The organism is Shewanella sp. SP1S1-7, from assembly GCF_031932105.1.
Classification (GTDB): domain Bacteria; phylum Pseudomonadota; class Gammaproteobacteria; order Enterobacterales; family Shewanellaceae; genus Shewanella; species Shewanella baltica.
This window is the reverse complement of record NZ_JAUOEU010000002.1, coordinates 19,624-34,830: the sequence shown is the minus strand read 5'-3', so window position 1 is coordinate 34,830 and position 15,207 is coordinate 19,624. Positions and strand designations below refer to the sequence as shown.

Annotated in this window: 12 protein-coding genes; 5 read left to right on the top strand and 7 right to left on the bottom strand. The window is 47.1% G+C overall.

The features are described 5' to 3' along the window. Positions 1 to 109: 109 nt before the first annotated feature. From Q4Q49_RS01865 to Q4Q49_RS01845, 5 genes are all read right to left on the bottom strand, one after another. The gene (locus tag Q4Q49_RS01865; protein ID WP_311998493.1) at positions 110 to 3,232 is read right to left on the bottom strand and encodes an NAD(P)-binding protein; all 3,123 of its coding nucleotides are present in this window, start codon (positions 3,230 to 3,232) and stop codon (positions 110 to 112) included. Between the two features lie 235 nt (positions 3,233 to 3,467). Further along, on the bottom strand, positions 3,468 to 3,629 hold the full coding sequence (locus Q4Q49_RS01860) for a hypothetical protein (RefSeq protein WP_006080915.1): 162 nt from the start codon (positions 3,627 to 3,629) through the stop codon (positions 3,468 to 3,470). Positions 3,630 to 3,917: 288 nt separating this feature from the next. Further along, on the bottom strand, positions 3,918 to 5,309 hold the full coding sequence (locus Q4Q49_RS01855) for an RsmB/NOP family class I SAM-dependent RNA methyltransferase (protein ID WP_311998492.1): 1,392 nt from the start codon (positions 5,307 to 5,309) through the stop codon (positions 3,918 to 3,920). 238 nt (positions 5,310 to 5,547) lie between these two features. Further along, positions 5,548 to 6,216: a glutathione S-transferase family protein gene (locus Q4Q49_RS01850; RefSeq protein ID WP_011846304.1), complete on the bottom strand. Its 669-nt coding sequence runs from the start codon at positions 6,214 to 6,216 to the stop codon at positions 5,548 to 5,550. A gap of 66 nt (positions 6,217 to 6,282) precedes the next feature. Continuing rightward, complete coding sequence (locus Q4Q49_RS01845) at positions 6,283 to 6,909, bottom strand: glutathione S-transferase family protein (protein ID WP_259589243.1); 627 nt, start codon at positions 6,907 to 6,909, stop codon at positions 6,283 to 6,285. A gap of 212 nt (positions 6,910 to 7,121) precedes the next feature. On the opposite strand from Q4Q49_RS01845, the gene Q4Q49_RS01840 reads away from it, so the two are divergent. Continuing rightward, positions 7,122 to 7,712 (top strand): TetR/AcrR family transcriptional regulator, encoded by a 591-nt coding sequence (locus tag Q4Q49_RS01840; protein WP_311998491.1) that lies wholly within the window; start codon positions 7,122 to 7,124, stop codon positions 7,710 to 7,712. A gap of 87 nt (positions 7,713 to 7,799) precedes the next feature. On the opposite strand, the gene Q4Q49_RS01835 is transcribed toward Q4Q49_RS01840, so the two are convergent. Then, positions 7,800 to 8,513, bottom strand: a complete 714-nt coding sequence (locus tag Q4Q49_RS01835; RefSeq protein ID WP_259581932.1) for a DUF2461 domain-containing protein — start codon at positions 8,511 to 8,513, stop codon at positions 7,800 to 7,802. Between the two features lie 336 nt (positions 8,514 to 8,849). Here Q4Q49_RS01835 and Q4Q49_RS01830 point away from each other — a divergent pair, with 336 nt between their 5' ends. Then, the gene (locus tag Q4Q49_RS01830; protein ID WP_311998490.1) at positions 8,850 to 11,069 is read left to right on the top strand and encodes a TonB-dependent receptor domain-containing protein; all 2,220 of its coding nucleotides are present in this window, start codon (positions 8,850 to 8,852) and stop codon (positions 11,067 to 11,069) included. 134 nt (positions 11,070 to 11,203) lie between these two features. Then, a complete protein-coding gene (locus Q4Q49_RS01825) occupies positions 11,204 to 11,767 on the top strand; it encodes a PhnA domain-containing protein (RefSeq protein WP_311998489.1) in 564 nt (187 codons plus the stop codon). 134 nt (positions 11,768 to 11,901) lie between these two features. Here the strand turns inward: Q4Q49_RS01825 and Q4Q49_RS01820 are convergent, their stop codons facing one another. After that, complete coding sequence (locus Q4Q49_RS01820; protein ID WP_311998488.1) at positions 11,902 to 13,107, bottom strand: MFS transporter; 1,206 nt, start codon at positions 13,105 to 13,107, stop codon at positions 11,902 to 11,904. 230 nt (positions 13,108 to 13,337) lie between these two features. Here Q4Q49_RS01820 and Q4Q49_RS01815 point away from each other — a divergent pair, with 230 nt between their 5' ends. After that, positions 13,338 to 13,934: a MarR family transcriptional regulator gene (locus Q4Q49_RS01815; protein WP_311998487.1), complete on the top strand. Its 597-nt coding sequence runs from the start codon at positions 13,338 to 13,340 to the stop codon at positions 13,932 to 13,934. 136 nt (positions 13,935 to 14,070) lie between these two features. Then, positions 14,071 to 15,084 carry a succinylglutamate desuccinylase/aspartoacylase family protein gene (locus Q4Q49_RS01810; protein ID WP_006080925.1) on the top strand — a complete coding sequence of 338 codons (1,014 nt, stop codon included), beginning with the start codon at positions 14,071 to 14,073 and terminating at the stop codon, positions 15,082 to 15,084. The last annotated feature ends 123 nt before the right edge of the window (positions 15,085 to 15,207 follow it).

The following is a 15,207-nucleotide window of genomic DNA, read 5'->3' as shown; positions in this document are numbered from 1 at the left end:
GCTAGCAGATTAAACCAGCAACATACCTAACTTAATATCTCGAATATTTTAGACAACTGTCTGTATCGGTCGTGCTCTTTTGTTTAGCATTTAGCTGCTCAATAGGAACTTAGAAGTCTTTCTCGCCTTTTATTAAGGCTGGATGACCCGATATGGCTTTTGAGGTGTGCATACCCGCCATCGTCGCGGCTTCGACGCAGCCCACATTAAGGCCTGTCTTTATCCAATCGCCCGTCATATACAAGTTATCTATTCCTGTACCATCTGTTGTGATGCGATACTGCGAGCTGTCCTTAACCGATAAGACATAACGTTCGGATGGATCTACATTTGCACGCCAATATTGGCTATCGAAACGGGCAACGCCTTGACGGTCTTGTTCATCGTGAAGCCATTCCCAAGGGAAGCTATCACCGACATTTTGCCAAAGTTTATGGATTTCGGTATTGAGCTGGTGGATAGCACCGGCTTTAGCTTCTAAGGTTTTCCGTTGTTGGAAATCCACATCCGAGCTTGGCGGATAGGCTTCGACAGGCAATGCCGAGCAAAAATAACTGGCGTTTTTAGGTTCTAAACCGCGCCAATCTTCTTTGTCTAACAGTTGGTTCATCGATGCCCAAGTATCGTAGGGTTCGGTGAAGCCCGATAATACTGGCTCCTCGCCATCTTCAGAATAATTTGGCCAGCCTATTCCATTAAGATCTTGGTTCATCCACAGTTGATAGGCTTGAGTGGCAACGGTTTGTACCTTATCAACGCAAAGTGTGAGGGCTGGGCTTTGTGCCATCACTTCACTCGCCACATGGGGCACAGAACCGATGGAAAGACCGAAGATGACTTTGTCGAAATCCACACCTTTGACTAAGCGCTTTTTCGGTAGGGCTTTGCCAAAGTGCGTTTCATATACGCTGTCCCAATCGCTCCAGAAGTGTTCCAGATTGATATTATGGGCTTTAAGCAGTGCCGCTTGTTCAGGCTCAAGCTGCTCATAATTGGGCGTACTTGGCCAGCAGGCGAGACCTTTAACATCAACCAAGGGATCGTAGCTTGTGATAGCTGGTGCCAAGGCAACTTGCTCGGTGATTTCAATTGCTTGAATACTTTGATTGCGGCATTCGAGATTATCGACGCGATTGAAGTAGTGGAAGTTGACACCTCGGCGTTTGAGCACTTCGTAGAAAGGCGTAAAGACCACATCGCCCATGCCGGCCTGCATTTTCCACATTACGCCACCTTGATAGCACAGGGCGATACGTAGCATAGAGCGGATAATCGTCCCCGCCTCGACATTGGGTTTGTCGAAGTTGCCTTTTTCATAGGCGAAGACTAAGTCGTAAAAACCACGCACGGGTGCGCTGTCGACTGTGTACTTAAGGCTGGCACCGTGTTTGGTTAACCATTCGCGATAATCATAGCCATTGATGGCATCGAAGCCTTTTTCAAATACATCATCGGCAAACATGCCCTTGAGTATCGTAAGCCCCAGATCGGCGGCTATATACAAGTGGCGCAGTTCGTCATTGTTATCTAAATGGCCGCTAAAGCGTTTGACGAGTCGTTTATGCAGGGCATCGACGGCCGATTCGACCAAGCCATCGTCACTTTCACTATGGACATGCTCATCGCACTCGCGGCCAATCATTTGATTGAAATGGCATTCGAGCTTATCGCCGAGCGCGTCAAGTGATTCTTTAGCATCTTCGACCGAATCCTCTAACTTATCTTTTAAGCGTTCAAACCAGCTATTATCGAGCCAGTTTTTAGGTGTTCCCATGGCTTTTTCATCAGCATCAAGCAAGTCATCCATGTCCTTGAGCCATTCCTTGATCCACGCAAAGGCGACTTTAACAACTTTCCAGAAGGTGAGGGTTTCGGTGCCATCACCAGGGATGCCCGGTAGTGTAGGGAAAGTGATCGGCCAGCTTACCGAACGGCCTTTGACTTCTTCCTGTAATACGATGAAGTTATGGGGTTTAAAGGCATCAAAAAAGGTCGCGAGCGGCGCGTCTGCTGGCCTATCTAATTCTTCATACGCTTTACGCATTAGGGCAAACGCGTTTTGATAGAAACCAAACCAAATATGTAATCCATGTTCTTCAATGCGTTGTCCCATTGCAGCATTGCGGCCACTTGCCCCTTTGCCGCCGATACGCCAGCCGAGTTGATAGACATCAATCTCATATTGATTCTGCCAGCCGGGTTTGTCGGTCAGATAACAGGCTGCGGTCATGGCCGCGACACCGCCACCGAGAATGGCTATTTTCTGTTTTTTGATTTCGGAGTTATCGACTAATACTTCACCGGGCGGCACTTCAAAATCAAAGTTAACATGGTAAGGCAGTAAGACATGCTGCTCGCCAATCTCAACCCCGAGTGTGTCCTGTAACGGGAAGCTGGCATTATCAAAAATGGTCGCGACAAAATCATTTTTGAGCAGGGCAACACTGTGCACTTTATTCACTTGGGCAGGTGCGGCGACGATGGCTTGATAAATGGCTTTTTGACCTGAAGAGTCGGGGAACTGCTTTAGAAATACTTGATCGATTGCGGGTTTAAATAGCAGATGAAATAGCTGCTCTTCGCCGAGCTGATCGAGCTCTGGTATGAAATCGGTTTGTTCTTTAAAGAGTTGCCAGGTTTGGGTTATCGCTTCAAGGGTGGAAAGCTGCGCCTCGGGTTTGGCATCGCAATTCACTTCAATCAATGGATGCAGGGCGAGTTCAGTTTCTGGCGAAAAATGTAAAAAACTTTTGGCAGCAAGGGATAATCGCGTCAGAGGCTCACCCACAGCTGGCATAGTGTATTCACATAAATATTTAGGATAACCAAAGAGTTCACGGCCATTAATTAAGGCCATGGCATCGTTCACCCAAATGTGTAGCGGCTGAAAATAGACTTGGCTGATTTGTGTGCTGTCGCTGCTATCTTGGCGCCCGACCATGACCCAAGTGATGATGTCCGTTTCTTGGATCCAACCCTTGGCTCTGTCTTCTGGATAAGCGGAATAGGCTTTTTCAATTTGAGTGAAGGTTGTCAGTACGTAGGGAGATAACACCTTAAAATACATTGCACTACCGGCAACTTGATTCAAGGTCTTATCAATAGAGCGTTGCAGGTTTACTTGTTTCCCCTTTAGAAAAAAACCGTACATATCGGCTTTATTTAACACTAAGGGGGAGTGCATCAACATACTGCCTTGGGGATAAATAAAGTCGGGGCGCTGTTTTTCCATGGTGTTCATCCTTAAATTTCAGTGTAAGTCCAATGGCTTGGGAGTCATAACCCAAAAAGCATAGGGCAAATAAGCCATTAAGCCCATTGATTTTACAATTGATTTTTTAAGAATTTGAGAGGGTATCGCGGGATTGAGTAGCAAGTTGGATATTATCCAACTTGCTCAGATTTGGCAGGCTTAGCACAGAACGAATTCGTTAAACAAACCCGTGGGCTAGGGTACTTAGATTCAGTTACTTCGATTTATTTTGGTAGAAATCCACCTCTGTATTATCGTCCGAGTAACGTCGCTTAGTATCCCTGCGGCGCTGTTTCACGCGTTTATTCTTTTGCTTACCTTTGACGTTATCGCCCCATGGCGCATCATCGTCGTCAAATTCATAGGAGTGTGACATGGTCAAAATTCCAAAAATACCTGTGCCATTCGCAGCACCCGATCTTTTTACCCAAAGGTGAGATGAAGCTAAAGCGAAATATTTCATCATTGATGGTGAAAAGTTTTGCCCAAGAGCGATATCTTGCCACTGAAATGGACGTATCTGAGATTTTAACTGGGAGGATGTGGTTTATCTTTATGATAATAAAAGAGTAAATCTGATTTTAATCGTAAGACACAGTATACGATTGAACTTGGCGCCCAGAACGGAGGGCGCCAAGTTTTGATACAAAATAATGAGTTAGTGTTACTTGCTGCGGAGCATACGTGCGACGAACATGCCATCACTGTTGGCCTCAAAGGGCCACACGGTCAACATTTCTGTTTGTTCACCGCTAAAAGGATGGCGTATCGGCGTGAGCGTGAACTCTGGATGTTGCTGTAAAAACGCCGTTACCACGTCTTGGTTCTCGATGGGCGACAAGGAGCAAGTGGCGTAAACGAGGATACCGCCGGCCTTAACTGCGCGGCTACTGCGGCTTAAAATATCGAGCTGTAACGCGGCTTTATCGGCCACGGCTTCAACACCATCCAACCAACGCATATCAGGATTACGCCGCCAAGTGCCAGTACAACTGCACGGGGCATCGACTAACACACCGTCAAAATGATCCGCAGGCACGGGCAGGGCATCACTCTTCCAACGGGCCACACTAATGCCATTAAAGTGGGCTCTTTGGGCGCGTTTAGTGAGTTCTTCTAGGGCATTGGAGCGAATATCGGACGATATGATGCTGCCCGCAGATGACGTTTGGTTATCAGCAGCTTTAGCTAGCATCAAAGAGCGCAGTTGCAGGGTTTTGCCGCCAGCACCGCTACAAGCATCCCACCAATGGGCATAGGGTTCAGGCGCACAAATTTGACCAATGACCTGTGAAGCCAAATCTTGGATCTCGATGTTACCGTCTTTATACAGGGCTATTTCATTAAGATTCATACTCTTACTGCCAAGATTGATGGCATCGCTAAAGTAATGACCATAACTTGCTTCTATACCGAGCGCTTGCAGTTGTGTCGCTGCATCTTGACTCGTGATCCCTTGCGCGCGTCCCCAAATTGGCGGGCGACTGGACATAGCTGCAATTAATTGGGTTTGCTGCGCCGCATCAACAGGGCACACTTGCCAGAACCAGTCGGGTAATAAATCCTGTGCTTTAAACTCAGTCGCGGGAAATAAATACTGTATCAGTGCCAATTTGTCGTCGAGACTTTCAACGGCAAGTGCTTGAGCTTGCTGATAATCGATGGGCGATTGTGATAACTCATGCCAAGCGTTGGCGATATCTTGCCAAGCATGGGCTTCCAATAGGGCACTGGCGCTTAGGCTGGCAAAATAAATCGCTGATTCTTGTTGATCGTCTAATCGCTGAAACCACCCCCACCAGCGGAACAGACTAAATAAGGATTCACGAATGACTTTACGATCCTTTGAGCCGTGTTTTTTATGTTCTCTAAAGTAATTTGCCAAAATACGGTCGGCGGGCATTTTACTGCTTTGAATTTCATCGAATAATTGCTTAATTGTGCTGGCGTAACTGAGCGCACGTTTTTGCGCTGGGGTGTTCGCCTGAACATTTAACGCCGATGATGTGACTGAGTTGGATGCCATACCGGAAGAGAAGCTGCTTGGATTACCCATAAATTTAGCCTAGATCATGCTTCTGTGACTGCGCCTTTATGTAAGAGGCATAGCTGAACAGAGGAGAAAAATAAGTGGCGCAGAGTGTAGCAGTTTTGCCCGATAACAGGCAGTAAAAAAGCCCCGAATTAGCATCTGCTAATGGGGCTTTTTGTGTTTGAGTCACTGAGACTCATGGTGTATTCAGTACCTAAGGGCTATTTGCAAGCTATTCGCGCAACGACCGTTTAGCAGATGACTATTTCGTCACCATCTTTTGGATTTGTTTAGCTCGTTCTTCATCACTCATTTCCACCGGTGGCGGCGTAACTATGCCTTTTTGGCAAGCAGGTCTGAGCGCTAATTCATCTAACCAACGTTGCAAATGGGTCAAACCTTCCATATTGATGCCGCTCCACTCGTGGATACGTACCCAAGGCCAAGTGGCGATGTCGGCAATCGTGTATTCGTCACCAGCAAGATATTGATTTGTGGCGAGTTGAGTATTCATGACTTCGAATAAACGTCGACCTTCTTTTTGATAACGGTCAATCGCTGCGGGGATTTTTTCTGGGAAGTATCGGAAGAATACGTTAGCTTGACCCATCATGGGTCCGACGCCGCTCATTTGGAACATTAACCATTGGATCACCTGTGAGCGCTTTTTAGGATCGGCTGGCAGGAATTTACCTGTTTTTTCGGCGAGATACAGCAGAATTGCACCGGATTCGAATACCACAAAATCTTCGTTGTCGCGGTCGATAATGGCGGGAATTCGGCCATTTGGATTAATGGCAATAAACTCAGGCTGTTTTTGTTCGTTGGTGCTGAAATCTAGCTTATGGACGCGATATTCTAGCCCCATTTCTTCCAATGCGATGGAGATTTTAAAACCGTTAGGGGTCGCGGCTGTGTATAAATCTATCATGATGATTCCTTTAGGTTATAACGCTTATAGCTACTCACTTTTGTGCCTATTCAGGCATTTGTGCCGCTATTTTTTAGGGGTTAACGATACTATGGCAGGACGCTGCGCCATAGTGATAAACCAAGCTTTAAGATGCGGCAAGTTGTCAGTGACTTCAATATCTAAATTCTTAATAAAGCTGATAAAAACGTAAGCCGAAATATCGGCAATGCTGAATTCATCGCCTGCCATAAAGGGCGACTTGCTCAATTGTTGGTCTAAGCTTGGTAGGAAGTCAATGACCCTTTGGCGTGATTCTGCACCCCAAGACTCGACACAATTTTCCCTGTCTTTATAGACACCGCTTAAATTACGAAAGGCTTGAAACCCAACCATTAAGCCTTGTAACTCTATGATACGTTGCCACATTTCCACTTTTGCGCGCTCAAGTGGCGTATTACCAAACAGCGAGTGAACACTTGGGTGGATTTCTTCTAAATAGCGGCAAATGGCAACCGATTCACACAGGTAGCTGCCATCATCGAGTTCGAGTAATGGAATGCGGCCATTTACACTTTTGGCTTTAAATTCGGTACTTAAATTCTCCCCACCGCGGATATCGACGTTCACTCTTGCCACTTCTATGCCTTTTTCCGCAAGAAAAATACTGACGCGACGCGCGCTGGGAGTCGGAGCTAATTCGTAGAGTTTCATCTAAAGTCCTGTAGTTTTTATCTGTGCTTTATGCTCGATTTGAGCATATAAGGCTTTAACGGAACGATCGGTTAGGATAGAATTTACGCCATATCTAAACGATCAGTCAAGAATGATTTGCCCCTCAACTTTCTGTTGTAAAGAGGAGTGTGTTAAAGAGGAATGGTAAAGCTGATCGTGAGCGCGTATTCAAGAGATTAGGTCGCAGGCTTATGGCACGAAGTTGTAATTTTGATCGGCAGGAAAAACTCATATTGGCAATGGAGCTTTTTTGGCAAAAGGGCTTTGCCGAAACCTCGATTTCCGATCTCGTCGGCCATTTAGGCATTAATCGATTTAGCCTTTATAACAGTTTCGGCGACAAGCAAAAGCTATACCGCGAGTGCCTCAGTTTCTACCTCGATAACTACTCTTTTGGTGCCTCAGATACTCTGCTGCATGAAAAAGCAGGCTTGGCCGAAATAACAGCTTATCTAGCCCGCTTCGTTGCCCTGCAGCGGGAACAAAAATACGGCTGTTTTATGCAAAATGCCGTGTTAGAAAAGAGCCTCGACGATGAGAGTGTACTGCAGGAGTGTCAGCGTTTATTTTGCCGATTACAGACCTCATTCACCCAAGTGTTGCAGGACTGCCAAGCGCGAGGTGAGTTATTGGCCAATGTACAGCCGCATCAGGTCGCTGCATTTTTAGTATTGCAATTACAAGGGATTAGGGTGTTAGGTAAAGCGGGTGAATATGAGCTGCTAGACAATGCCTTTGCAGTTTTACAGAGTTACTTGGGCACTTTAAATACAAAAGTTTAAGTGCAAATTAAGCCATTTAAGGTGCAAGTTATAGTTTGAATGGCCTAGGTTTTTCGCCTAGGCCATGTTGCTTTTAGCAGTCTATTTTTAAAAATCCAAGTCCAGCGCGAAACACAGATAGGCCATCAACTGAGAGCAATGCGCAAATTGCTCGGCACAGAAACTGGCGGCATCTGGGCGACAGAGTTCTTCAAAGGTGATATTTTTTATGGCGATAAAATCTTTGCGTTTTAGCTCCGCCAGCATAGGGTGGTTTTTATCAAACCCTTTTGGTGGTCGAGTTAAGCTGTCACCGTCCATGTTAAATCCATGACTCTGCAAGGTTTGTAGTGCCTTTTTATAGCCGTTGGGATTTTCATCGATACAAGTGCGAATGGCATTTAAGGCTTTCGATTCTGGGTGCCAAATCCCTGCGGCAATAAAACAGCCATCTTCGGCAATGTGTAAATATAGTCCCGGCGCATGCACGTCTTTGCCCTGAAAATGGCGGAATTGAATACCAACATTGGTTTTATAGGGCGTTTTATCTTTGCTGAAACGGCTGTCTCGCTGCGGGCGCATAAGACTGCCACCGACTTTTTTCGGTACGGCAGTGAGCCGAGGCGAGAGGGCGAGGATACTGGGCTGCATTTGCTCGATAAACTGCAGCGCAGGGGTTCGCACTGTCTCTTCGTATTCCGCCTGATGGGCTTTAAACCAGTCGCGGGAGTTGTTTTGCGCCAGTTGATTTAAAAATTGCAAACTCGCGGCGCTGAACGTTGCACCTGTCGCAATAGGGATTTTAGTCGTGAGCGTGGCCATTATCGGTGAACCTTATTAATGCATTTGAAACGAGTGCCAACAGCCTAGATGCGCCAAGATACAAGCAGTGCGAACGTCAGGCGAGTCGCCCGTATATTCACTCGTACTGCAAGGTCGTGCACTCTTAAGAGGATGAAAGGCTGTCAAATATGGCACCAATACTGCCATCCTTCGGTAAGATCTTCACTTAATTTTTTGAAGTGCGCCGCTTCTCTTTTGTTTTCAACCAGCCCGTTATTTACACGTAAAGCCAAGTGAGAACTATTCTTATCCTCTTCATTCGTGCCTATAATGCCGCCCTATTTTTAGATTAGTTTGTTAATAGGAAGACGTTAAATGGGTTGCCTGCCTAAATTTGGGAAATGGAAAGCGAGTAGAAATCTGTCGCTGATGGGATTATGTTTGTTGCCCTCAATGCCCTTGTACGCAAATGAGGTATTGGGCGAGCCTAAGGTTGAGCCGATTGAAATCCTGCAGGTTCATGGGCAGCAATATCGTAGGGCCATCACAGTCGCTAAACCGGGTGAAGCGATTATTTCCATGGAACAAATCGAGGAGATGCAGGCGACGACCTTCGCCGAAGTGATTGATGATATGGCGGGGGCGCATATCGATGGTGGCACCCGCAGCGGCGGTGAGCGGATTAATATCTGGGGCTTTGGCGAGACCGAAGATTTTAACGTTTATGTGGATAATGCTCCGGTGGGATTTGAGCAGTATCGCTATGGCTCATTTTTCCTCGATCCTGATCTCATCAAACGAGTGGAAGTGATCAAAGGCGCCCATGATGTGCGCTCGGGCAATGGCGGTTTTGGTGGGGCCATGTATGTGGTCACTAAATCGGCCGATGATTTTCTTAAATACGATCAAGCGATTGGCGCGCGAGTCAAAACCAGCTACGCCAGCAATAATGACGCTATGGGTTATACGGGAACTGTCTATGGCAGGGTGAATCCACATTTATCGGGGTTGTTGCACCTTACACGCCGTGATGCGGGGGATGTGACTTTAGCTAATGGCGATGAGTTTGAATATTCGGGCTATGAGCAAGATAATTATCTAGGCAAGATTGATTATGAGCAGGGCGATCACCAACTTGCCTTGAGCGTGACCCATTATCTCGATGAGGGCCGCAAACCTTGGGCTAATCGCCGTGGCCCCATGCCTGCCATCTCAGACTACAACATCAAAAAGTACGGCTCCTACGAGCAGGCGCTGTATGCCACAACCGCCTATAACACCTATGAAGACAACACTTGGTCTGCCAATTATCGTTATTCGCCGAGCAATCCGCTGATTGATACTCAAGTGGTGATCTCCCATTCGGCGAATGTGCGTCACTGGGTAAGACCCGATATTGCGTGGGAGAAAATGACGGTTTCCGTAGGTAACTTCGGCCACGAATCTTGGCTAGATTACAAACGTGATTATATTGATATCAACAACTTGAGTTTGATTGGCGATCACGAGATCACCACTGGATTGCAGTACCGCAGCCTCGACCGTACTTCGCTTGTGTTTAACAAGAGTTATGAGAAGAATCCTGAGAAAAACTTTGGCTGGTACACACCTTATTATCAACCTGAAGGTCGCCAAGACACCTATGCCGTGTATGTTCGCGATGCGATTCATCTCACCAACGACTTAACTGTTACTCCCTCGCTGCGATATGACTTTATCTACAGCATAGGTCGGCCAAATATTGCGCCAGATTATAACGACATCAGCGCGGGTCACGATTATAGCTCGACTCACCACTCGGGGTTCTCACCAAGATTAGGCATAGATTACCAACTAACAAACTACGCTCGGTTAAACTTTGATTACGCTTATAGCCTGCAGGCCCCTGTGGTGGATGAGATTTATGCCGTGCAATACGCGAAAGCCAGCATTACCGGCACGAGTCGCGACATCGATGTCGAACGCTTACACGCTTTCAAGCTAGGCTTGATGACACAGCACCAGCATCTGATTGCCAACGATGATGCGCTGTCGACGCAGCTCACTCTGTTTGCCAACCTAGGCCGCGATGATATCGCCCAGCGCCGTGGGGCTAAGTCTGATAAAACCCAGTTAATTCAAAGCGGTTACACCAATCTTGATGGTTACCATATTTACGGTGCTGATTTTGAGGCCCAATATCGCTATCAAGACGTGTTCAGTGATCTGGCGGTTTCATGGCTGCAAGGTCAACACAATGGGTCACTCAGAGATAGCCAAGATGACGACGAGTATTTAGCCAACATGGCACCGCTCGATATTCGTTTGCGTTTAGGCATGTATATTACAGATGATATTTCAGTAGCTTGGCAAGGTGCTTGGTATGATGCGCAAACTAATGTTCCCCACGGCGATATCTTTAATGCCGAGTCGCCGAGCGAAAATTACTTCTTGCAGAACCTGTACCTCGCCTATGAGCCCCAAGCTGGTTTAAAGGGATTAAGCGTGCGTTTGATGGTGAAAAACCTCACCAATCTGCAAGTGGTGCCGTTTCTCTCCGATGGGATCCCAGCTGCTGGGCGCGATGTTCGCTTGAGTTTAGCTTATGAATTTTAAAGATTAATCACTAAGGCAGTGTGGGCGCGGTTTATAAAACTTATAAAAAATAGGGTTATATTGCCTCAGCCCCCTGCCGAAAAAAGCCCGTTTATGGCATAATCCGCGTTTTACTAGGCATATAGAACAGAAAAATGACTGAAAATGAATTGCTAAGTCGCTGTGGCGGCAAGTGTGAACTGTGTGGCAGCGAGATCGAACTCTCTATTTATGATCTGCCAGCCTCCGATGGCCGTGACAATGAGATCATGATTTGTGAAACCTGCAGTGGCCAAATTGCGGCACCGGATACCATGGACATGAACCACTGGCGTTGTCTGAACGACAGCATGTGGAGCCCTGTACCGGCAGTTCAAGTGATGTCATATCGTATGCTTAAGCGCTTAAATGGCGAAAGCTGGGCGCAAGATTTACTGGATATGCTTTACCTTGAAGACGATGTAAAAGCGTGGGGCGATGCTGAAGTTGCCGCCGCAGGTGACGACACAACCCCAACGTTAGACAGTAATGGTGCCGTGATTAACGCTGGCGATACGGTCGTGATCATCAAAGATTTAAACGTGAAAGGCACTAGCTTTGTGGCTAAGCGCGGCACAGCTGTGCGTAACATTTCTTTGACTAACAACCCAGAGCATATCGAAGGCCGTGTTAACGGGACTCGTATTGTGATCCTGACGTGCTTCGTTAAAAAGTCTTAAGTTCAACCTAGTGTGGGCTCGATTTATCGAGCCGCACACCATAAAAAGCCGCCATGCTCGTTAATCGACATGGCGGTTTTTTTATGCCGACATTATTCCCGTAAACTGCTGCGCCATTCCACCCGATTAGGTACTTAAGATACGCAGCGCGCGACTTGATATTGGCGTGCATAACCCTGCGGATTAAATTGCCAAGATAGTATCCACGCCATCAGGCTGATGCCACCGAGTAATAACCAAGCACTGTTAAAGCTGTTGAAATTATCGCGAATTAATCCGGCAATCCAAGGCGAAATGGCGGCAATCGTATAACCCACACCTTGTACAAAGGCGGTTAATTTACCCGCTAACATCGGATTTTGTTGATGATCCATAGTCACAATTAATCCGAGTGGAAAAATCCCGCCTATGCCTAATCCTGCCAGTCCCGCCCATAAAAATAGCGACACTTGAGGGGCGAGTGCGAGCCCCATAAAACCGATGAGTTGCAGCAAGCACAGTAGGGCTATGATGGCGCGTCTGTCCGTCGACTTGCTGGCAAGCCAAGGAAACACTAAGCCCGCGATCACTTCCATGCTGGTTAAGAAACCTAACACTAATCCAGATTGAGTCTGGCTATAACCTAGCTCGACCGCGTAGGGGGCTAACCATGCAAGCACGCAGACATAACAGCTTGTACCTAAAGCAAAAAATATCGCCAATAACCAACTGCGACGAAAACGCCAAAAGCTAAGCGGCACAGTTTGCTCCGTAGTTTGATTCGCTAATACGGCTTTGTGTTTAACCATCAGCCATAGCGCCAGTGCCACTACGCCCAACCATGTCCAATGGCCTAAGCCCGCACGCCAACCTAAGTTCATCCCGATAAAAGGCGCACTGCTGGCGGCCAAAGCAGCGCCGCCCATAATGGCGGTGACGTAAAGCCCCATCATTAAGGGCACCCGTTCACCGAAATTGAGTTTGATCATGGCAGGCATTATGGTTTGAATAAGGGCGATACCGACTCCGGCCAGTAATGCTGAGCAGATAAGCCAGCTTGCATCCATCGCCCAAAAACGCATTGCCGTGGCGACGATCAAGAGGAGCAACGATCCCGTCATCACGGTATTAAAACCTAACCGTTTAGCAATACTAAAACCCGCAAAGCAGCCCAGTCCCATGGCGAGCACGGGCAGCAATGTCAGCATAGACGCTAAGGTAAAACTTAAGCTGATATTCTCTTGTATGCTGGGCAGCAAAGGCCCGACGGAGGCGAGAATGGGGCGCAGATTTAGACCGATAAGAATGAACGCGATTCCGAGAAGCAATAAATTCGCTTTCTCTGACTGGGGTGACCGCATGGATTGTCTCCAAAAATAAGCTGAGTTTGATTTGCTGAAAGAGTGACCTGTAGCGGCATTTAGCACATTTACGATGATTTCCTTTCAACTACAGTAAGTTGAAGCAGCATCGCTACAGTTCAAAAAGAATCTCTTTCAGATGTATCTTGATATAAAGATATTTTAATTCTGCGAGAAAATGACTAAGATGTAAAGAATGATATAAAGAATCTTTATGTTGAGATAAAGCTATGACAGCGAAAACGACATTCACGCACATGAGCCCTGCGGATACTAACGCGAGTTCTGCGGATAAAGACCAAGCAGCTTCGAACACCAAAGCAGATGGCCTTGAAAGCGAAGATGGTTTGGATAGCATTGTCGGCCAGTGGCAGCAACAAGGGGTGACTGATGATTTGATCCCTATGGCTGTGCTTGGGCGAATCGCGCGTTTAACGAAATATATTGAAGTTGTACTGCTGCAATGCCACGCCGAATTTGGCTTAGGTCAGGGCGAGTTCGATGTGCTTGCCACCTTAAGGCGTTCGGGTGAGCCGTTTACACTCTCACCTTCACAGCTTTATCAGAGCATGATGCTAAGCTCTGGCGCTATGACGAGCCGTTTAGACAGACTCGAAAATAAGGGGCTGATAGAGCGGGCGCACAGTAAGGAAGATCGCCGCGCCGTACATGTCTCGTTAACTGCTGAGGGTAAGGCGCTCATTGATAAGGCCTTGCCGCAGCATATTCAATGTCAGAGTGCGCTATTAGCGGGCGTGAGCGTTGAAGATAGGCCTATGTTGTTGCAGATTTTAAAATCTTGGCTGAACCAATTTGAGCCGCAATAAATCGTTTAAACTTCACGTGAGTATTTAGTTTTTTAGTTTCTAGTGTTAGACATCTGGCGAGAAGCGATAGCCGAGCGCTATTGGCTAGTATGGATCAACCGCGCGGGACAACATTCGATAGTACAAGGGAGTTGCCATGGTAAAAAGACGTGAAGCATTTGAATTAGCAGGTAAACGAGTCACAGCAGGGACTCAACTGGGGATCAAGCTGGCCGCCGCTAAGTTGTATACCGATACGCAACTCGATATTCATGTGGAAGTGTTTCACGGGGCCAAACCCGGCCCAACTTTACTGGTTTGTGCCGCCATTCATGGGGATGAACTCAATGGTATCGAGATTTGTCGGCGACTATTAGCCAGAGTCAATCCCAAGAATCTGACGGGCACCTTAATTGTGGTGCCGATTGTGAATGTGTTTGGTTTTATTCAGCAATCCCGTTATTTACCCGATAGGCGGGATCTCAACCGCTGCTTCCCAGGCTCCAGTAAAGGGGCACTGGCAAGTCGGTTAGCCAACCTGTTTGCCACTCAGTTATTAGTCCATGCAACCCATGTGATTGATTTGCATACGGGCGCGATTCACAGAGACAACTTGCCGCAAATTCGCTGTGATACCAGCGATGAGACTATGCTGGCCATGGCGAATGCCTTTGGTGCACCGCTGATTATGCATTCAAAAGCGCGCAGTGTTTCCATGCGGGGTTATGCTAATCAGCAGGGCATTCCGTGTATTTTGTACGAGGCGGGAGAGGCGCTACGTTTCAGTGAATTGTCGATAAAATCCGGCCTTAAGGGCGTGCTTAATGTGATGCGCAGTTTAGGCATGTTGAAGGGGCGGGTGAGCAATAAGGGATCGAGTGTCAGCGCCATTCGCAGTTATTGGGTGCGCAGCGAATCCGACGGTTTAGTGAATATGAAGCTCAAGCTCGGCCAGCGGGTGACTAAGGGTTATATCATTGCCCATATCGTCAGCCCCCACGGTGGTGACAGTGTGGCCATTCGTGCACCAACCGACGGCATTATCATAGGGATCAGCAATATTCCCGTTACTAACGAAGGCGAGGGCATGTTCCATATCGCCCAGTTTGAAGGTGACGAAATTGAAATGGCTAATGAACAGCTCGATGAATTTTTGATGGAATATGCTTAACCGCAGATGTGTTGAAATTGGATATAGCCACAGAAGTCGCTAAGATAGTTTTGCGACTTCTGTGATCATTTTTAAGTGCTTATTTTTACTTCGCTAACTTCTGCCTAGTCATCCTACGAATGC

What these genes read in the sequence shown, in the direction of transcription:
- Q4Q49_RS01865 (WP_311998493.1), bottom strand. Translation starts at nt 3,232, where the DNA reads ATGGAAAAACAGCGCCCCGACTTTATTTATCCCCAAGGCAGTATGTTG.
- Q4Q49_RS01860 (WP_006080915.1), bottom strand. Translation starts at nt 3,629, where the DNA reads ATGTCACACTCCTATGAATTTGACGACGATGATGCGCCATGGGGCGAT.
- Q4Q49_RS01855 (WP_311998492.1), bottom strand. Translation starts at nt 5,309, where the DNA reads ATGGGTAATCCAAGCAGCTTCTCTTCCGGTATGGCATCCAACTCAGTC.
- Q4Q49_RS01850 (WP_011846304.1), bottom strand. Translation starts at nt 6,216, where the DNA reads ATGATAGATTTATACACAGCCGCGACCCCTAACGGTTTTAAAATCTCC.
- Q4Q49_RS01845 (WP_259589243.1), bottom strand. Translation starts at nt 6,909, where the DNA reads ATGAAACTCTACGAATTAGCTCCGACTCCCAGCGCGCGTCGCGTCAGT.
- Q4Q49_RS01840 (WP_311998491.1), top strand. Translation starts at nt 7,122, where the DNA reads ATGGCACGAAGTTGTAATTTTGATCGGCAGGAAAAACTCATATTGGCA.
- Q4Q49_RS01835 (WP_259581932.1), bottom strand. Translation starts at nt 8,513, where the DNA reads ATGGCCACGCTCACGACTAAAATCCCTATTGCGACAGGTGCAACGTTC.
- Q4Q49_RS01830 (WP_311998490.1), top strand. Translation starts at nt 8,850, where the DNA reads ATGGGTTGCCTGCCTAAATTTGGGAAATGGAAAGCGAGTAGAAATCTG.
- Q4Q49_RS01825 (WP_311998489.1), top strand. Translation starts at nt 11,204, where the DNA reads ATGACTGAAAATGAATTGCTAAGTCGCTGTGGCGGCAAGTGTGAACTG.
- Q4Q49_RS01820 (WP_311998488.1), bottom strand. Translation starts at nt 13,107, where the DNA reads ATGCGGTCACCCCAGTCAGAGAAAGCGAATTTATTGCTTCTCGGAATC.
- Q4Q49_RS01815 (WP_311998487.1), top strand. Translation starts at nt 13,338, where the DNA reads ATGACAGCGAAAACGACATTCACGCACATGAGCCCTGCGGATACTAAC.
- Q4Q49_RS01810 (WP_006080925.1), top strand. Translation starts at nt 14,071, where the DNA reads ATGGTAAAAAGACGTGAAGCATTTGAATTAGCAGGTAAACGAGTCACA.